Here is a 17,986-nt window from a genome sequence, read left to right as displayed (position 1 = left end):
ATAAAATGATTTAAATTATTGTAAATTTGCGTAATTAATTTTAGGATGAGAATAAAATATTTTAAAGTCTTTCTTTTTGGTGTATTAGCATTAACGATTTTTATTTTTTTAATATTAAAAAATGAAAAATTATTTTCAAATTTTGAAGTTGATAATACAAATTATATTAAAGTATTACCCCAAAGTAAAGAATCATGTTTGCAATGCCATCAAAATACCACTGGTTATTCTCAATATCACAATCCTAAATTAATTGGTTGTGCTAGTTGTCATCTAGGAAATACAGAATCTTCAAATAAAAATGAAGCTCATAAGGGAATGATTATAATTCCTGGTAACTTATCAGATGCTAAACAAACGTGTGGAAAATGCCATACTGAAGAATTACATAAAATTGAGAATTCTTTAATGACTACTAATAGTGGTATAGTTGCAGTAGATAAATATATTTTTGGTGAAGCAGATTCTCCAAATTATTATTATCATATAAAAGATGTAAAAAATTCGGCAGCAGATAAGCATATTAGAGATTTATGTGCGAATTGCCATTTAGGTACAGAAAAAACAACGTTTGGAGCAATTACAACTATTAGTAGAGGAGGAGGTTGTAATGCTTGTCATTTAAATTATTCTGAAAAGGCTGTTGAGGATTTACATAAATATTTAAAATCTGGTAAAAAAGAATTGCCAAAATTTCATCCATCAAATGATATTTTTATAACAGATAATCATTGCTTTGGATGCCATAGTAGATCAAGCAGAATTTCAACAAATTATGAAGGTTGGCAGGAAACGTTAATAGATGCCGATACTTTAAAAAATGATAAAAAATACAGAATTTTAGGAGGAAATAGAGTTTATACCAAAAAACAAGAAGATGTGCATCATTCAAAAGGAATGTTGTGTATTGATTGCCATTCATCACATGAAGTTATGGGTGATGGTAAAAAATATGCACACGAGGAACAAGCCGTAAAATTACAATGTGCCGATTGCCATTTTAAAGATAAACCCACTACTATTCCGTATGATTCTTTGGATGCTGAAAGTTTGAAAGTTTTTTTACATCGGAATTACACACATCAAAAAAATAGAATTTTAGTCGCTAAAAAAGATCATCATCCGTTAGTAAATACCTTTGTAGATTCCTTAGGTAATGCTTTTTTAATTGGTAAAGGTGATGGAAAATTACATAAATTATCACCTCGACCAGAAGTTTGTGCAAGAGATAACGTACATAGTGATGTTAGTTGCTCTAGTTGTCATTCCACTTGGACTTCACGTTGTATAGGTTGCCACACAGGTTTTGATAAAAATGAACCTCGTGCTTTTGATTTATTAGATAAAAAATATGGTAAAGGACAATGGAAAGAATATGTTGCTGAGTTTTCATCGTCATTGCCAACCATGGGAGTTAGAGAATCAAAAACTGAAAAACTAATTGAACCTGCAATTCCAGGAATGATTTTAACTATTGATAAAGGAAGTTATAAAGGTAAAAAAGAAGGAGAAGACGTTTCTTTCCATAGATTATATGCACCAAATTCGCCACATACTACTTCAAAAAAAGTAAGAGATTGTAAAAGTTGTCATACAAATTCAGCAGCCATTGGTTATGGAAATGGACAATTAAATTACACTATTAATAATGGAGTTGGAACTTGGAAGTTTTCACCAGATTATGCTTTAAATGAATATGATAGTTTACCAGAAGATGCCTGGATTCCGTTTTTAAAACCAGTAAAAAAAGGTATTGTAAACTCAACACGATTAGATTTTAGACCGTTTACAGTTAAAGAACAAAAGCAGCTTTTAACAGTTGGAGCTTGTTTGCAATGTCATAAAGATAATTCTAAAATAATGCAGCAAAGCTTAGTTGAAGGGATAAATCCATTATTGAAAAAATTAAGCAAAAAATGTATCTTGCCAACTTGGAATTAATTGATAATGAATAAAATTAAAGTTACTTTTTTTGTATTTGTATTAGCATCTATTTTAGATATTGTTGGAATTATTTTTTCAATACCAATACTTATCTATATTTTTAAACCATTAATTATATTTTCACTACTATTTTTATACGTGTTCTCTTTACCAAAAAGATTAAAGTGGTATGTAATGGCATTGGAACTTTCTTTTTTTGGTGATGTTTTGTTACTGTTTACTGGGAATCTGTTTTTTATTGCAGGATTAGTATCCTTTTTATTGGCACATATTTTATTTATTAAAATTGTAATTTCTAGAATTAAAACAGTTAATTTTTTAAAATTAGCTATTTCTGTAATTCCGTTTTTAGTTACTTTTATTTTGTTAATTTTTACATTGAAAGATTCACTTCACGAAATGTTATTACCCGTAATTATTTATGGGGTAATAATTTCAACATTTGGTACCGTTTCATTATTGGCTTATTTAAATAAGAAATCAAAAAAGTCGATGTTGATGCTTTTTGGAGCTATTTTCTTTATGATTTCCGATTCACTTTTGGCAATCAATAAGTTTTACAATCCAGCCCATATTCTCGAAGTTATTGTGATGGCAACTTATGTAATAGCTCAATATTTAATTTTTAAATCGATGATCCAAAAAAATGTGTTGCAAAGTTAGGGTTTTATTACTGCAATCGTTTGTGAAGCCCAATCTGGAAATTCATTGATATCAATATGAAAAATAACTTTTCCTAAGGTTAAGGTAGCAATTGAAATAACTATAATTGCTACTAAATTTATAAAAAAACCTACTTTAATCATATCTATCATTTTTATTTTTCCTGAACCAAATATGATTGCATTTGGTGGGGTAGCTATTGGAAACATAAAAGCCATGCTTGCTGCTAAAGTAATTGGTAACATTAATAATAAGGGGTTTAATTTAAGCTGAACTGCAAGTCCAGAAATGATAGGTAACATCATTTCTGTAGTTGCAGTATTAGATGTAAACTCAGTTAATAATGACATTATTCCAGTTAAAGCAACCACTATAGATGATGTTGAAAATGTGCCTGCATTTGCTAAAATAGTTCCAATATAGGTTGATAAACCGGAGTCAATAAACCCTTTAGCAAGTGCAAATCCTCCTCCAAATAAAAATACAATACGCCAAGGTATTTTTTTAATAATGTTCCAGGTTACTAAAGATTCATTTTTTTTAGAAGATGGAGTGACAAATAATAATGTAGCAATAAACATAGCAACAGTTCCGTCATTTAAAAATTTAGGATGTTTAAATAATAAACTCCAGCCAGGTGTGGTTATAAAACCTAAATCAATACTTTTTCGAAACACCCAAAGTAATGCCAATACAACAAATAATATGAATACTCTTTTTTGTTCTAGAGTTACTTTCCCTAGTTCGTTATGTTTTTCTTTAAAAAAAGATTTAGGAAGTTTTTTTAGTTGATGTTTGGGTTTAAAAATGAGATATAAAAAAAGCAAAATAAACCAAAACATGAAGATTGTAATTGGAAGGGCAAAAGTAATCCATTGTCCAAATGAAATTTCAGGAGCATTTGGGAAAATAATTTCATAAATTCTTAAAAAAGATAAGTTTGGAGGAGTTCCAACCAATGTGGCAATTCCACCTACAGAGCATGCGTATGCAATAGCTAGTAATAATCCTATGGAATAATTTTTCACCTTACTTTCACCGTGTATTTCTTCTAGTGATAAAATTACTGAAAATGCAATGGGCAACATCATCATAGCTGTTGCTGTATTTGACATCCACATGGATAAAAAAGCAGATGAAAACATAAATCCGAATAAAATCATAAACGGACTGCCGCCCATTATTGATAATATTTTTAGGGCAATCCTTTTATGTAAATTCCATTTTTCAATAGCTAAAGCCATAATAAAACCACCAATAAACAGAAATATTACATAATTTATATAACTATTTGATATTGTTTTCCCATCTAAAATGCCTAACATAGGAAAAAGTATTATTGGTAATAATGAAGTTAAACCAATAGGTAAGGCTTCAGTTACCCACCAAAATGCCATTAAAAAAGCAATTGCAGCAGTATAAGTAACTTCTGGTTTTTCAGGTTGAAGATGTACAAAAAAAATGATATAAAAAAAGACAATTAAACCCGTGATAATAAATTTAGGTTTAATAGCTTGATTAGATTTCTTCGAGGTCATACTTGATTTTTTATCTTTTTATCAGTACAGTAATATTTAAAGATATAAATAAAATTTTAAAGTTTTATACGGAAAGTCACATAAGAAGTTTTGACTTATAAAAATAGCGAAAACGATATAGTTTTAACAAGTTAATTAAATCACTGTTTTTATTGAGTTTTTTATTCCATTTTATTCTTTTTTCTATAAAAAAAAGCTAAACTTTGTAGTATTAAATTTTCAATTAAAAGAAAATGAAAATAATAAAAAAAGCACAGGCAGGATCGTTTGAATCAAGTGATATTTTAATACTTGCCGAAAAACCAAAAGACACAAAAGGAAGAGTAATTCAATTAAACTCTATTGTTGAAAAGCAATATGGTGATACGATTCTGAAAACAGTTAATGCCATATTAGATAAGTTTGAAGTTGCTGATATTCATTTAGTTATTCACGATAAAGGTGCGTTAACTCCTGTAATTGAAGCTCGTATGGAAACGGTATTATTAAGAGCTTCAAATAATCAAAAAGGAACCATGTATTAAATTTTGAAGTTATGAGACAGAAAAGAAGAACCATGCTGTATATCCCAGGAAATAATCCTGCTATGTTAATTCATGGAGGAACGTATGGAGCCGATAGCCTTTTGCTAGATCTTGAAGATAGTGTGGCGTTAGAGCAAAAAGACTCCGCACGAATTTTAGTTAAAAATGTACTAAAAAATATTAACTTTTATGATGCCGAGGTTTGTGTTAGAATTAATCATTTAGATACTCCTTTTGGTATAGAAGATTTAAAAGAAATTATTCCGTTAAAACCAGATGCAATTCGATATCCTAAAACAGAAACTATTGAAGATTTAAAAAGGTTAGTTACTGTTATGGAAGAAATTGAAGATCAGCATAATATTTTACATGATGAAATTAAGATTCATATTATGATTGAAACAGCGCTTGGGGTTCAAAATGTTTTTGAAATTGCAAAATTATGTCATCGGTTAGATGCCATAACCATTGGTGGGCAAGATTTAACTGCTGATATGAATATTAAAAGTACTAAAGATGGTTCAGGAATAGATTTAGCACGTAAAATGATTGTTATGGCTGCTAAAGCAAATAAAATTGACGCCATTGATACGGTTTTTGTAGATATTGATGATGAAGAAGGATTACGAAAAGAAACTGAAAAATCTAAAAATTTAGGGTTTACAGGCAAAGCAGTAATCAATCCAAGGCAAATTGATATTGTTCACGAAGTTTATACGCCTACGGAACAAGAAATTAGAAAAGCTTATAAAATTTATAAAGAATTTAAAAAGAAAAAAAAGGAAGGAATAGGCGTTTTTGCTGTGGATGGTAAAATGGTGGATGCACCAGTAATAGCAAGAGCAAAATACATACTTGAACTAGCACATATTAACCTTCAAGAAATATAAACTATAAGCAATGAAAAATTCTTTAAATCGAAATATTCCAGAGTTTATAAACGGTATTGGAAAAATAGCTCCTTTTACAGGAGCTTGGAATAAATTAAAAAAAGGTTGGATGGATGAACTTACAATATCTCCTCCCAACAAAGCTAAATTGCCACATCAAAAAAAGTTAACGGAAACTCTTAAAGAAGCCATTACTAAAACTTCTCCAAAAGATGGAATGACCGTTTCTTTCCATCATCATTTAAGAAATGGAGATTTTATTTTAGTGGAAACTATAAAAATATTGGCTGAATTAGGGATTAGAAATATAACGTTGGCCTCTTCATCTCTTAATGATAGTCATACGGAATTGATAAAATACATTAAAGATGGAACTATTACAAAAATTTGGACTTCTGGAATTCGAGGAAAATTAGGGAAAGCAATTTCGGAAGGAATTATGGAAAATCCTGTAATCATTCATTCACACGGAGGAAGAGTTAGAGCCATACATACCGGTAAAATTGCTATTGATTTATGTATTATTGCGGCTTCTGCTGCTGATGAAGAAGGTAATGCAACAGGTGCAATTGGAAAATCTGCATTTGGTTCTTTAGGTTATGCTAGAATAGATTCACGTTATTCAAAACAAGTTATTGTTGTAACGGATAATTTGGTTGAATTTCCTTGCTTTCCATTATCCATTCAGCAAAACTTTGTAGATTATGTAGTTAAAGTAGCTTCTATTGGTGATCCAACTAAAATTGCAAGTGGAACAACACGAATTACAAAATCGCCAATGGATTTAAGAATTGCAAAATTAGCGGCTGATGTTATTGAAAAATCGGGTTATTTTAAAAACGGATTCTCTTTTCAAGTAGGTGCAGGTGGAGCTTCATTAGCTGTTGCGAAATTCATTCGTAAAAAAATGGAAAATAAAGAGATTAAAGGAAGCTTTTTATTGGGTGGAGTAACTTCTTATGGTGTTGATATGCTTAACGAAGGCTTATTTAAAACTATTTTTGATGTCCAATCGTTTGATGCCGAGGTAAGCTCATCTTTATATAATAATAAAAATCATATTGAAATATCAGCTTCATTATATGCCAATCCGTATAACTGTGGTTGCATGACTAACAAATTAGATATTGTTGTTTTAGGAGCCTTAGAAGTTGATGTAGATTTTAATGTAAACGTAATTACAGGATCAAAAGGATATTTAAGAGGAGCCTCTGGTGGACATTGTGATACGGCTTCTGGAGCTGAATTAACAGTAGTTGTTTGTCCGTCTTTTAGAGGAAGAATATCAACCATTAATAAACGTGTTGATACTATTGTAACTCCCGGAGAATCGGTTGATGTTGTGGTAACTGAAAGAGGTATTTGTGTAAATCCTAATAAACCAGAATTAGCACAAATATTAGTAAAAGCAGGTTTAAATATTCGAAATATTGAAGATTTACAAAAAGAAGTTGAAAAAATTGTTGGTATTCCTAATCCAATTGAACGAACAGATAAAATTGTAGCATTAATTGAATATAGAGATGGAACGGCAATTGATGTTGTTAGACAATTAAAAACTGTTGAATGACACAAAATAAAGAAATTTTATCAAAAATACTTTTTGCTAAAGAAACTCGTAGAACACTTCGAAAAAAATTAGCTTTAAATAAATTTGCAACAATTAGCGTTTCTTTAAATATTGCGGGTTATCCTAAAAATAATGGTATTACCCAACTTTTTTTTAATTTTCTATTAGATGATTTTAAAATATTTTTGATTGCAAACAGGATAAACATTTCTATTAATAAAAAGTTTGAAATTTTAGATGAAGCAGGTGATTTTTATTGCAATAAAATAGAAGATAAAACTATTGATTTAATTCAGTTAAAACTAAAAACTGAAGAATTTGAGCAACATCATAAAGTGGGAAGATTAATTGATATTGATGTTTTTGATAAAAATGGAATTCCAATAAGCTCTAATAAAATTAAAAAATGCTTATTGTGTGAAAAACCAGCTACGGTTTGTATGCGTGAAAAAACACATAGTTATAAAGATTTACGAGAATTTTCTTTTGAAAATATGCAATTATATATAAACACTAAACAAAAAAAAGAAATATTACAGAACATCTGTGAAATGGCAAATAAGGCTATTTTATATGAAGTAGCGGTTACTCCAAAACCAGGTTTAGTCGATTTTGAAGATTCTGGTGTGCATTCGGATATGAATTATTTTACTTTTTTAAATTCAAGTGCTGCTATTTCACCTTTTTGGCTTGAGTTTGCAAAATTAGCATATAATTATAAAGGTGATTTAACAAAAGTATTACCTGAAATTAGAAAAATTGGAATTAAAGCTGAAGAAAAAATGCTTTTTGCTACTCATAATACAAATACACATAAGGGATTAATTTTTATTATGGGTTTATCTGTTTTTGCTAGTGTATATTCTTTGCATAAAAACAATTATATTTTTGATAGTTCATTATTTATTAAAACGCTGCAAAAAATCACGAAAGACATTGTTGAAAACGAATTAAAATCATTAAATAAAAAATCATTATCTCACGGAGAAAAAACTTTTCAAAAATTTGGAATAAAAGGTGCAGGAGCACGGTATCAAGCTCAAACGGGTTTTTCTGTAATTTTTGAAAAAGTCATACCGTTTTTAAGTGAACAATTAAAAAATAACAGACATCAAAATAAAGAAGAATTAAATGAAATATTAAAAAAAGCGTTATTATTATTAATAGCAAACGTTGACGATTCTAATGTGTTATACAGAAATTCTGCTGAAGCTGAAAATTTGAAAATAATGGCAAATTTAGTTTATCAAGGTAAAAAATATTATGCTGAATTATGTCTGTTTTGCAAAGAAAAAAACATATCTCCAGGTGGTGCAGCAGATTTGTTAGCATTATCACTTTTCTTATTTTTCATTCAAAATAAATATCATAAAAATGAACTTTGAAAATACAGATTTTAGGGCGGAGTTATTAGATTTAGAAAATCCATTTGATGTTAAATTAGTTGCTGAATTTTTATCAAAACACGGATTTGAATATAAACCTAATGAAGTTGATAAAACACTTATTTTATACAATTTAAATGATGAAATTATTGGAACAGGTTCTTTTAAACATCAAACTTTAAAGTTTGTTGTTGTAGATGAAAAATTTAGAGAAAGTACTGCTTTTCCATGGATAGTAACTACCTTGGGTAATAAAATATTAGAAAATTATAAACGTTGTTTTGTATATACAAGACCAAAAACAGCTTCTCTTTTTGAAGGGTTAGGATATAAAGAAATTGCTAGAGCAGAACCTTTATTTTCTGTTTTAGAATTTGGATATCAAACTATTGAAGATTATCAAAAGTTTCTTTTACAACATAAGAGAAAAACAAAAACTAACAAAATTGCAGCTATTGTGGTTAATTGTAATCCGTTTACCAATGGTCATTTATATTTAATTGAAAAAGCAGCTTCAGAAAATGAATTATTATATTTATTTGTAGTTGAAGAAGATTTATCTTCATTTCCTTATAAAATCCGTAGAGAAATAATTGAAGAAGGAATTTCTCACTTAAAAAATGTGGTTGTTCTGGCAACTGGACCTTATATTGTTTCAGGAGCAATTTTTCCAAATTATTTTTTGAAATCAGAATCATGGAATGAAATTTCTCAAAAACAAGCCGAGATTGATGTGTCTATTTTTGCCAAATATATAGTTCCAATTTTAAATATTACAAAACGATATGTAGGAACAGAAAATTATTGTGAGACAACCCGAGCATATAATACTGCTATGAAAGAAATATTACCTAAAAACGGTTGTGAGTTAATTGAAATTACAAGAAAATATGATGGTTTAAATGAAGAAAACGAACCAAATTATATTAGTGCCTCAAAAATACGAAAAGCGATAAAAGAAAATAAATTAGAAGAAGTTTTGCATTTGCTTCCTGATGCTACACAAAAATTTTTATTATCTGAAGATTCTTTATCCATAAGAAATAAAATAATAAATAGTGAAGGACGACACTAATAATTATTTTTTTAAAAAAGTCGGCCCCGTGGGTTTCGAACCCACGACAACCTGATTAAGAGTCAGGTGCTCTGCCAACTGAGCTAGAGGCCGAATTTTGTTATTTTGAGAACACTTGATTGTGTTGTTCTTGCACGCGGATAAAGGTAGTTCTTTTTGTTAATTCTTTCAACCTTTTTGCACCAACATAGGTACAAGTTGATCGTAATCCACCTAATATATCATGAACCGTTTTTTCTACAGCACCGCGGTATGGCAATTCAACCATTTTGCCTTCAGAAGCTCTATAATTTGCAACACCCCCAACATGTTTATTCATAGCAGTTTCTGAACTCATTCCATAAAACTGTTTGTATTTTTCACCATTTTTGGTAATTAATTTTCCGCCACTTTCTTCATGACCGGCAAGCATTCCACCTAGCATTACAAAATCTGCCCCACCACCAAAAGCTTTGGCAATATCACCAGGAATTTTACATCCACCATCTGAAACAATTTGTCCGCCTAATCCATGTGCTGCATCAGCACATTCTATAATTGCAGATAATTGCGGATAACCAACGCCAGTTTTAACGCGAGTAGTACAAACTGAACCTGGTCCAATGCCAACTTTTATAATGTCCGCACCAGCTAATAATAATTCTTCAACCATTTCACCTGTAACCACATTTCCTGCCATAATAATTTTATCAGCGTATAATTCTCTAGTTTTTTTTACAAAACGTACAAAATGTTCTGAATATCCATTAGCAACATCAATGCAAATAAATTTAATTTCAGGATGTAAATCAAAAATTTCTTTTAATTTTTTTGCATCATTTAAACCTGTACCCGTACTAACAGCAATATATTCTAATATACTTTTATCTGTATTTTTTAAAAAATTAGTCCATTCATTAATAGTATAATGTTTATGAATTGCGGTAAACATTTTATGTTTAGCTAATGCTGTAGCCATTTCAAAAGTACCAACTGTATCCATATTTGCAGCCATTATTGGCACGCCATTCCATTTTTGGTTACTGTGTAAAAATGAAAATTCTCTATCTAAAGTTACTTGAGATCTTGAACTTAATGTGGATCGTTTTGGACGAATCATTACATCTTTAAATCCTAATTTTAAGTCGTTTTCTATACGCATTTTACTATGTTATTTATACTATTATGGTTGTTCCTTTACTTGTTTTCTTTTTGTTATCATCAAAATAAAAATCAATTCTACCTAAATTTATGCCGTAACAGCCAACTTGGTTTACTAGCATGTTTTCTCCAGCTACATTTTTTGTAATGGTTGGTTTAGGTAAAAAAGTATGTGTATGGCCTCCAATAATTAAATCGATATCTTTGGTTTGTGAAGCTAATTTTAAATCGTCAATTTTATCAGATTTATAGTGATAACCCAAATGTGATAAGCAAATTACCAAATCGCAATGTTCTTCTTCTTTTAAAGTTTTACTTACATTTTTAGCAATTTCAACAGGGTTTAAATACTTAGTTTCTTTGTAGTTTTTTGGATCAACTAATCCTTCAAGTTCAATTCCTAAGCCAAAAACCCCAATTTTAATGCCATCTTTAACAAATATTTTATAGGGTTTTACATGATTGTTTAAAACGGTTTTACTAAAATCGTAATTAGCAGATACAAATGTGAAAGTAGCATTAGGTAATTGAGCATATAAACCATTTATACTATTATCAAAATCATGATTGCCTATGGTAGCAGCATCGTATTTTAATTGGCTCATTAATTTGAATTCTATTTCTCCGCCATAAATATTAAAGTAGGGCGTTCCTTGAAAAATATCGCCTGCATCTAACAATAAAGTATTCGGATTTTCTTGTCTAATTTTTTCAATTAAAGTTGAGCGTCTGGCAACGCCACCTAAATTAGGATAATCAATATCATCAGCAGGAAAAGGTTCTATATGGCTGTGTACATCATTGGTATGTAATATGGTAATGTGTTTTAAAGTATTTGTTGAAAACGATTGTAATGATAGTCCACCTAATGTTAAATAAGCAGTTGCTGCTGTAGATTGTTGTATAAATTTTCTTCTTTTCATTACCGTTTTAGTTTTTCATTACAAATCGTCCATCAAGGTTTGATTTTAAAGTATCGGTTTCTTTAAAATAATCAATAATTGCATTTCTCATTTTATAGTCTAATTCATATAAATGAACTGGGTTTTTGAAGAAATCCATGTGATCTCCTCCGTGTTGTAAATAATCTGAAGTTAATACAAAATAAGTTTTTTTGTCATTAATTGGTTTTCCATTTATTGAAAAATTGTATCCGTTTTTAGTAATACGAAGTCTAACTTGTTTAGATAAAGGATGTGCTTTTTTTTTGGTTATCAAATACTGAATTAGTTCTCTTAATTTTTTTGATGATAATTCAACTACCACTAAATTGTTTTCAAAAGGCATTAAGTTAAAAGCATTTTGCGTAGTTACATTTCCTTTAGGAATACCTGCTCTAATTCCTCGAAAATTAAACATGGCAAAATCTATGTTTTTCCCAGTTCTTTTTTTAAATACAAAATTTCCTTTTTTGTAGCATAAATCTGCCAATAAATTACCTAATGAACTTTCTAGCACTCCATCAGTTGCTACTAAATTTTTTGAAGTATAACATAAAACCGAATTCATTTCCTTTTCCATCTTATATTTGTAAGGAAGATAAGTTTTAACAATTGAAGAGTCAGAAGCTAATTTTTCAGTAATAGGAAGTAGTTTCCCTTCTATTTTTACTAATTGAAGCTTGTTTTTAGTACAACTAAATAGTAAAAAAATAGTAAAAAATGAAATAATAATTTTTTTCATTAAATAAATACTAATGTTTTAATTAATTTTGCGGATGAAAGTACAAATATAAATGATTTTTACAGGATTTAAACGAAAAACCAATCAAATTTTTATAAAGAATCATATTCAAGATTTTTTAAAAAGACAATCAGAAAACACACAACATAAAATTAAAAATATAATTATATTTGTTGATGATATTACTGCTGTTTCAAACTTTAAAAAAGAAATTTTTCATCAATTAAAAATTGAGGAAAACCAACTAAAAATAGTGGTTTATCAGCAAAAAAAAGCTAAAAATGAAGTAGAATACCATATTATTTCTCCTAAAAACTTTGGTTGGTATGGAAAGTTTAATCAAGAAAAATTTCCGTTTAGCTTAACAAAAAAATACGATTTGTTAATAAATTACAGTAAAGTTGATCACCTATATTTAAATCTGTTATTATTGCAAATGAATATTAGTTTTAAAATTGGATTTCCCTATTTTGATAATCGTTTTTATGATTTACTTGTAAATTGTGAATATCATAAAATTTCAATTTTTACTAACGAAATAAAAAAATATTTAACCATTTTAAATAAATTATAATGAAAGAATTTTTAGGAACAGGTGTTGCATTAGTTACACCTTTTAATGAAGATAAATCCGTTGACTATAAAGCTTTAGAAAATTTAGTGAATTATCAAATTGAAAATGGTATAAATTATTTAGTAGTGCTAGGCACAACAGGTGAACCTGCAACATTAACAAAAGATGAAAAAGAGCAAGTAAAAAATACTATTATTAAAACAACTAATGGAAGACTCCCTTTAGTTTTAGGGATAGGAGGTAATAATACACAAGCGGTAATTGATGAAATTAATACCACAGATTTATCTGCATTTTCTGCAATTTTATCGGTTTCTCCATATTACAATAAACCCACACAAGAAGGAATTTATCAGCATTTTAAAATGATTTCTGAACATTCTCCAAAGCCAATTATTGTTTATAACGTGCCAAGTAGAACCGGAAGCAATATTTTACCAAAAACTATTTTAAGATTGGCTAAAAATTGTGATAATATTATTGGCATTAAAGAAGCAGCAGGAGATATAGTACAGGCAATGACCATAATTAAAAATAAACCAACTGATTTTTTAGTAATTTCTGGTGATGATATGATTGCTTTACCTATGGTTTTAGCTGGTGGTTCAGGTGTTATTTCAGTTATTGGACAAGGCTTTCCAAAAGATTTTTCTCAACTTATTAAATTAGGTTTGGAAGGTAAAGTGAATAAAGCGTATAGCTTATATTACAAGTTAATGGACAGTATAAACTATATTTTTGAAGAAGGAAATCCTGCTGGTATAAAAGCACTTTTAGAAAAATTGAATATCACAAGTAAAAATGTGAGATTGCCTTTGGTTGAAGTTAGTAAAGAATTACATCAAAAAATAGCTAATTTTATAGAAAATTATTAGTAATTTTGATAGAAATTTAAAAAGAGAAAATTATGTTATCAGCAAGTATGGAAAAGGCTTTAAATAAGCAAATTAGAATTGAAGCAGAATCTTCACAAATATATTTAGCTATGGCTTCTTGGGCAGAAGCACAAGGTTTAGAAGGAATTTCTGAATTTATGTATGCTCAGTCAGATGAAGAAAGACAACATATGCTTAAGTTTTTTAAATATATAAATGAGCGTGGAGGGCATTCTCTAGTTTCGGATTTATCAAAACCAGATTCTGAATTTGGTTCTATTAAAGAAATGTTTGAGACACTTTTTGAACATGAAGTTTATGTTTCCAATACTATTAATGAATTGGTTCATATTGCACTAGAAGAAAAAGATTACGCAACACATAACTTTTTACAATGGTATGTTGCAGAGCAAATTGAAGAAGAAGCACAAGCACGAACCATTTTAGATAAAATTAAATTGATAGGCGAAGCTAAAAGCGGATTATATATGTTTGATAAAGATATTAAAAGGCTTAATGTTGAAACTTCAGTTTCACCAACTTCAAATAATTAACAAACAATTAAGATTATTAAACAATAATAATTGTTTATCCAAGTTATTTTTGTGGTTTAAGTAAGTAAAAAAAGTATTTTAACTCGTTGTGCATTTTGATAAAATTTCGTCAATTCGAGTGAATTTTAGCCTTTTTAGGCTTAAAATTAGTATCGAGAAAAGGTTTTTCATTTAAAAACAGTCGTTTTCGATACAGTTTTTTATCAAAAATTACCAGCCTTGCCGTCAGGCAGACCCGAACTGACGTAACAGTAAGTTTAAAAAGTAAAAATGCACAACGAGTTATTTTAATAATTCATAATAAATAACTAATTTTGCCAAATGCAAAAAATTAAAAATCTCATTTTTATTTTAGTGTTTACTACTACGCTTTTTTCGTGTGGTGAATATCAAAAAGTATTGAATAAAGGTAGTATTCAAGATCAATATAAAATGGCAACTAAGATGTACGAAGCTCAGAAGTACTCAAAAGCCATCACCTTATTTGAAAAAATTACACCTAGTTATAGAGGTAAACCACAAATGGAACGTATTCAATATATGGTTGCACAATCTCATTACAACACAAAACAATATAGTTTGGCAGCCTATTATTTTGATAAATTTGTAAAAAACTATCCAAAAAGTTCAAAAGTAGAAGAAGCAGCCTTTTTGTCTGCATATAGTTATTATAAAGCTTCACCTAGGTATAGTTTAGATCAAAAAGATACTAATGAAGCCTTAAATGCGATGCAAAATTTCATTTTTAAATATCCAACTTCAGATAAAGTTGAGGAAGCTAATAAAACCATAAAAGAACTTAACTTTAAATTAGAAAAAAAAGCATTTGAAATTGCAAAGCAATATTATACCATTCAAGATTATATTTCTGCTGTTACAGCTTTTGATAATTTTTTAGGTGATTATTTAGGAAGTTCCTTAAAAGAAGATGCTATGTATTATAAATTTAAAGCCGCTTACAAATTAGGAATAAATAGTTATATTACCAAAAAAGAGGAGCGATTAAAAAAAGCTATAAAAACAGAAGAACGATTAGAAAGAAATTTCCCAAAATCTTTATATTTAGTTGAAATTAAAAAGTTAAAAAAAGATTTAAAAAATCAATTAAAATCAGTTAAAACATTAAAAAAGCAAACTAATGGATTATAAAAACTCAAAAGCAGCAAGTACAACCATTACTTACGATAAAAACGAAATTGAAGCCCCAACAAATAATATTTATGAGGCTATTACAATTATTGCAAAAAGAGCAAAACAAATTAATGGTGATTTAAAAAGTGAACTCATTGAAAAATTAGAAGAATTTGCTACTTATACAGATAGTTTAGACGAAGTATTTGAAAATAAAGAGCAAATAGAAGTTTCTAAATTTTATGAGAAATTACCAAAAGCAACTGCAATAGCTGTTGAAGAATGGTTAGAAGGTAAAATTTATTATAGAAATCCAGAAGAAATTCAAGAGTAAATGTCTGTTTTAAGCGGTAAAAATATACTATTAGGCGTAACTGCCGGTATTGCTGCTTACAAAACGGCTCATTTAGTTCGTTTATTTATTAAATCTGGTGCTCAAGTTAAAGTTGTGATGACACCAGCTTCTAAAGATTTTGTTACACCGTTAACATTAGCTACACTCTCCAAAAATCCAGTATATTCTACTTTTTTTGATAAAAATGAAGAAGAAAATGAAGAATGGAATAGTCATGTAGAGTTAGGGCTTTGGGCAGATTATATGCTTATTGCACCAGCAACTGCAAATACTTTATCAAAAATGTCTAATGGTATATGTGATAACTTATTATTAGCAAGTTATCTATCTGCCAAATGCCCAGTATTTTTTGCACCTGCAATGGATTTAGATATGTATCAACATCCAGCAACTTCAAAAAGTATTACAAAACTTAAAAGTTTCGGAAATATTTTTATACCACCAGCCTCGGGTGAATTAGCAAGCGGTTTAGTAGGTGAAGGCAGAATGGAAGAACCTAAAAATATAGTAGCTTTTATGGAAAAAGATATTATTAAAGGTTTGCCTTTATACGGTAAAAAAGTATTAATTACGGCTGGTCCTACCTATGAAGCAATTGATCCCGTACGTTTTATTGGGAATCATTCTTCTGGTAAAATGGGTTTTGAACTGGCTAAAAAAGCAGCAAATTTAGGGGCTGAAGTTATTTTAATTTCCGGACCATCATCTGAAACAATTTCAAATTCATTAATTAAACGAATGGATGTGGTTACTGCGGAACAGATGTATAATGAGGCTCATAAATATTTTTATTTAGTAGATATTGCTATCTTATCTGCGGCGGTTTCTGATTATAAACCAAAAGAAATTGCAAAAAATAAAATAAAGAAAAACACACCTACCTTATCTTTAGAATTGATAAAAACTAAAGATATATTAGCTTCTTTGGGAGTCGTTAAAAAAAATCAGTTTTTAGTTGGTTTTGCCCTTGAAACAAATAACGAAATTGAAAATGCAATAGCCAAATTGAATAAGAAAAATTTAGATTTAATTGTGTTAAATTCATTGAATGATAAAGGAGCTGGATTTAAAAAAGAAACAAATAAGGTTACAATTATTGATAAATTCAAAAATATTTCGGAATTTGGTCTGAAATCTAAAGCAGAAGTTGCTTCTGATATTTTTAATGAAATTTTGAATAAATTGTATGCTTAAAAAAACACTTCAGATTTTAATAGTAATTCTTTTTTCTATTACAATAAATGCACAAGAGTTAAATTGCACAGTTACCGTTAACGCCGACAAAATTCCAGCATCTAATAAGCAAAAGTTTACCACGTTGCAAAATGATTTAACAGCGTTTATAAATCAAAAACACTGGACCAATTTTAACTATAAAGATCAGGAAAAAATACATTGTAATTTAAGTATCATAATTACAAAAGAATCTGGAGATAATTTTGATGCGTCTATTCAAATTCAATCTTCTCGTCCAGTTTATGATGCAACTTATTTATCACCTGTTTTTAATTTTAAAGACAAAGATTTTAATTTTCAATATACTGAATATCAACCCTTATTATTTAATAAAGATACTTACGAATCCAACCTAATTTCAGTAGTTACATTTTATGTTTATACCATAATAGGATTAGATGCAGATACGTTTAGTTTATATGGTGGAACACCTTATTTTAATAAAGCTCAAAACATTTTGGTTCAAGCACAACAAAGCGGTTATAAAGGATGGAACCAAAATGATGGTACAAGAACACGATTTACATTAATCGATAATATTTTATCACCAACGTATAAATTATTTCGTAATGCTTTATATCAATATCATTTAAAAGGTTTAGATATTTTGTCAACCAATAAAAAAACTGGTAAAAAAAATATTGCCGATGCTATTCAGAAATTGAAGAACATATACAACTCTAGACCTAATGCATTTTTACTTCGCATATTTATGGATGCTAAAGCCGATGAAATTGTTAATATATTTTCTGGCGGTCCATATTTTGATACTTCAACTTTAAAAGAAGATTTGCTAAAAATTTCTCCATTAAATGCAGCAAAGTGGAATAAAATTAAGTAAATTTATAA

The 17,986-nt window shown here is 28.8% G+C and carries 18 protein-coding genes and 1 tRNA gene; 14 read left to right on the top strand and 5 right to left on the bottom strand.

Translation table 11 applies throughout. The annotated features are described in order from the left end of the window. Nucleotides 1–45 precede the first annotated feature (45 nt). Both L3J60_RS02885 and L3J60_RS02880 read left to right on the top strand, forming a co-directional pair. Entirely contained in the window at nucleotides 46–1,941 is a 1,896-nt protein-coding gene (locus L3J60_RS02885) for a hypothetical protein (protein ID WP_291973980.1), read from the top strand. A gap of 6 nt (nucleotides 1,942–1,947) precedes the next feature. Beyond that, entirely contained in the window at nucleotides 1,948–2,607 is a 660-nt protein-coding gene (locus L3J60_RS02880; RefSeq protein WP_291973979.1) for a lysoplasmalogenase, read from the top strand. Here L3J60_RS02880 and L3J60_RS02875 read toward each other — a convergent pair. Continuing rightward, on the bottom strand, nucleotides 2,604–4,145 hold the full coding sequence (locus L3J60_RS02875; protein WP_291973978.1) for an SLC13 family permease: 1,542 nt from the start codon (nucleotides 4,143–4,145) through the stop codon (nucleotides 2,604–2,606). The two genes, L3J60_RS02880 and L3J60_RS02875, sit on opposite strands and share 4 nt — an antisense overlap. Nucleotides 4,146–4,378: 233 nt before the next feature. Here L3J60_RS02875 and citD point away from each other — a divergent pair, with 233 nt between their 5' ends. From citD to L3J60_RS02850, 5 genes are read left to right on the top strand one after another with little or no spacing between them, the layout of a single operon-like run. Beyond that, nucleotides 4,379–4,669, top strand: a complete 291-nt coding sequence (citD, locus tag L3J60_RS02870) for a citrate lyase acyl carrier protein (protein WP_291973977.1) — start codon at nucleotides 4,379–4,381, stop codon at nucleotides 4,667–4,669. An 11-nt stretch (nucleotides 4,670–4,680) separates the two neighbouring features. Next, complete coding sequence (locus L3J60_RS02865) at nucleotides 4,681–5,559, top strand: aldolase/citrate lyase family protein (protein WP_291973976.1); 879 nt, start codon at nucleotides 4,681–4,683, stop codon at nucleotides 5,557–5,559. 10 nt (nucleotides 5,560–5,569) lie between these two features. After that, nucleotides 5,570–7,129 carry a citrate lyase subunit alpha gene (citF, locus tag L3J60_RS02860; RefSeq protein ID WP_291973975.1) on the top strand — a complete coding sequence of 520 codons (1,560 nt, stop codon included), beginning with the start codon at nucleotides 5,570–5,572 and terminating at the stop codon, nucleotides 7,127–7,129. Next, the gene (locus L3J60_RS02855; protein WP_291973974.1) at nucleotides 7,126–8,514 is read left to right on the top strand and encodes a triphosphoribosyl-dephospho-CoA synthase; all 1,389 of its coding nucleotides are present in this window, start codon (nucleotides 7,126–7,128) and stop codon (nucleotides 8,512–8,514) included. The genes citF and L3J60_RS02855 overlap by 4 nt, the downstream gene beginning before the upstream one ends. After that, entirely contained in the window at nucleotides 8,504–9,589 is a 1,086-nt protein-coding gene (locus L3J60_RS02850) for a hypothetical protein (RefSeq protein WP_291973973.1), read from the top strand. The genes L3J60_RS02855 and L3J60_RS02850 overlap by 11 nt, the downstream gene beginning before the upstream one ends. A 20-nt stretch (nucleotides 9,590–9,609) precedes the next feature. Here L3J60_RS02850 and L3J60_RS02845 read toward each other — a convergent pair. From L3J60_RS02845 to L3J60_RS02830, 4 genes are all read right to left on the bottom strand, one after another. Next, nucleotides 9,610–9,682, bottom strand: a tRNA-Lys gene (locus tag L3J60_RS02845). A gap of 7 nt (nucleotides 9,683–9,689) precedes the next feature. Beyond that, nucleotides 9,690–10,730: a GMP reductase gene (locus tag L3J60_RS02840; RefSeq protein ID WP_291973972.1), complete on the bottom strand. Its 1,041-nt coding sequence runs from the start codon at nucleotides 10,728–10,730 to the stop codon at nucleotides 9,690–9,692. 13 nt (nucleotides 10,731–10,743) lie between these two features. Continuing rightward, on the bottom strand, nucleotides 10,744–11,652 hold the full coding sequence (locus tag L3J60_RS02835) for a bifunctional UDP-sugar hydrolase/5'-nucleotidase (RefSeq protein ID WP_291973971.1): 909 nt from the start codon (nucleotides 11,650–11,652) through the stop codon (nucleotides 10,744–10,746). Nucleotides 11,653–11,659: 7 nt separating this feature from the next. Next, nucleotides 11,660–12,412, bottom strand: coding sequence for a 5'-nucleotidase (locus L3J60_RS02830; RefSeq protein ID WP_291973970.1), 753 nt, complete (start codon nucleotides 12,410–12,412; stop codon nucleotides 11,660–11,662). Nucleotides 12,413–12,464: 52 nt separating this feature from the next. On the opposite strand from L3J60_RS02830, the gene L3J60_RS02825 reads away from it, so the two are divergent. From L3J60_RS02825 to L3J60_RS02795, 7 genes are all read left to right on the top strand, one after another. After that, the gene (locus tag L3J60_RS02825) at nucleotides 12,465–12,986 is read left to right on the top strand and encodes a hypothetical protein (protein WP_291973969.1); all 522 of its coding nucleotides are present in this window, start codon (nucleotides 12,465–12,467) and stop codon (nucleotides 12,984–12,986) included. Further along, nucleotides 12,986–13,861 (top strand): 4-hydroxy-tetrahydrodipicolinate synthase, encoded by an 876-nt coding sequence (gene dapA, locus L3J60_RS02820; protein ID WP_291973968.1) that lies wholly within the window; start codon nucleotides 12,986–12,988, stop codon nucleotides 13,859–13,861. Before L3J60_RS02825 ends, dapA begins: the two co-directional genes overlap by 1 nt. Before the next feature lie 32 nt (nucleotides 13,862–13,893). Continuing rightward, on the top strand, nucleotides 13,894–14,415 hold the full coding sequence (locus tag L3J60_RS02815; RefSeq protein WP_291973967.1) for a ferritin: 522 nt from the start codon (nucleotides 13,894–13,896) through the stop codon (nucleotides 14,413–14,415). Between the two features lie 321 nt (nucleotides 14,416–14,736). Then, nucleotides 14,737–15,564, top strand: coding sequence for an outer membrane protein assembly factor BamD (gene bamD, locus L3J60_RS02810; RefSeq protein ID WP_291973966.1), 828 nt, complete (start codon nucleotides 14,737–14,739; stop codon nucleotides 15,562–15,564). Continuing rightward, nucleotides 15,554–15,880 carry a DNA-directed RNA polymerase subunit omega gene (locus L3J60_RS02805; RefSeq protein WP_291973965.1) on the top strand — a complete coding sequence of 109 codons (327 nt, stop codon included), beginning with the start codon at nucleotides 15,554–15,556 and terminating at the stop codon, nucleotides 15,878–15,880. The genes bamD and L3J60_RS02805 overlap by 11 nt, the downstream gene beginning before the upstream one ends. Next, entirely contained in the window at nucleotides 15,881–17,095 is a 1,215-nt protein-coding gene (coaBC, locus tag L3J60_RS02800) for a bifunctional phosphopantothenoylcysteine decarboxylase/phosphopantothenate--cysteine ligase CoaBC (protein WP_291973964.1), read from the top strand. Further along, nucleotides 17,088–17,978, top strand: coding sequence for a DUF4835 family protein (locus L3J60_RS02795; RefSeq protein WP_291973963.1), 891 nt, complete (start codon nucleotides 17,088–17,090; stop codon nucleotides 17,976–17,978). The genes coaBC and L3J60_RS02795 overlap by 8 nt, the downstream gene beginning before the upstream one ends. The last annotated feature ends 8 nt before the right edge of the window (nucleotides 17,979–17,986 follow it).

The organism is Lutibacter sp., assembly GCF_021647475.1.
Classification (GTDB): Bacteria; Bacteroidota; Bacteroidia; order Flavobacteriales; family Flavobacteriaceae; genus Lutibacter.
The sequence above is the reverse complement of the archived record's forward strand: the minus strand, read 5'-3'. Positions and strand labels throughout refer to the sequence as shown.

Excerpts from the sequence above, each read along its gene's own strand:
- bamD (WP_291973966.1), top strand. The coding sequence starts at position 14,737 with ATGCAAAAAATTAAAAATCTCATTTTTATTTTAGTGTTTACTACTACG.
- L3J60_RS02805 (WP_291973965.1), top strand. The coding sequence starts at position 15,554 with ATGGATTATAAAAACTCAAAAGCAGCAAGTACAACCATTACTTACGAT.
- L3J60_RS02885 (WP_291973980.1), top strand. The coding sequence starts at position 46 with ATGAGAATAAAATATTTTAAAGTCTTTCTTTTTGGTGTATTAGCATTA.
- L3J60_RS02855 (WP_291973974.1), top strand. The coding sequence starts at position 7,126 with ATGACACAAAATAAAGAAATTTTATCAAAAATACTTTTTGCTAAAGAA.
- L3J60_RS02825 (WP_291973969.1), top strand. The coding sequence starts at position 12,465 with ATGATTTTTACAGGATTTAAACGAAAAACCAATCAAATTTTTATAAAG.
- L3J60_RS02865 (WP_291973976.1), top strand. The coding sequence starts at position 4,681 with ATGAGACAGAAAAGAAGAACCATGCTGTATATCCCAGGAAATAATCCT.
- citD (WP_291973977.1), top strand. The coding sequence starts at position 4,379 with ATGAAAATAATAAAAAAAGCACAGGCAGGATCGTTTGAATCAAGTGAT.
- L3J60_RS02815 (WP_291973967.1), top strand. The coding sequence starts at position 13,894 with ATGTTATCAGCAAGTATGGAAAAGGCTTTAAATAAGCAAATTAGAATT.
- L3J60_RS02835 (WP_291973971.1), bottom strand. The coding sequence starts at position 11,652 with ATGAAAAGAAGAAAATTTATACAACAATCTACAGCAGCAACTGCTTAT.
- L3J60_RS02830 (WP_291973970.1), bottom strand. The coding sequence starts at position 12,412 with ATGAAAAAAATTATTATTTCATTTTTTACTATTTTTTTACTATTTAGT.
- L3J60_RS02840 (WP_291973972.1), bottom strand. The coding sequence starts at position 10,730 with ATGCGTATAGAAAACGACTTAAAATTAGGATTTAAAGATGTAATGATT.
- L3J60_RS02875 (WP_291973978.1), bottom strand. The coding sequence starts at position 4,145 with ATGACCTCGAAGAAATCTAATCAAGCTATTAAACCTAAATTTATTATC.
- citF (WP_291973975.1), top strand. The coding sequence starts at position 5,570 with ATGAAAAATTCTTTAAATCGAAATATTCCAGAGTTTATAAACGGTATT.
- coaBC (WP_291973964.1), top strand. The coding sequence starts at position 15,881 with ATGTCTGTTTTAAGCGGTAAAAATATACTATTAGGCGTAACTGCCGGT.
- dapA (WP_291973968.1), top strand. The coding sequence starts at position 12,986 with ATGAAAGAATTTTTAGGAACAGGTGTTGCATTAGTTACACCTTTTAAT.
- L3J60_RS02880 (WP_291973979.1), top strand. The coding sequence starts at position 1,948 with ATGAATAAAATTAAAGTTACTTTTTTTGTATTTGTATTAGCATCTATT.
- L3J60_RS02850 (WP_291973973.1), top strand. The coding sequence starts at position 8,504 with ATGAACTTTGAAAATACAGATTTTAGGGCGGAGTTATTAGATTTAGAA.
- L3J60_RS02795 (WP_291973963.1), top strand. The coding sequence starts at position 17,088 with ATGCTTAAAAAAACACTTCAGATTTTAATAGTAATTCTTTTTTCTATT.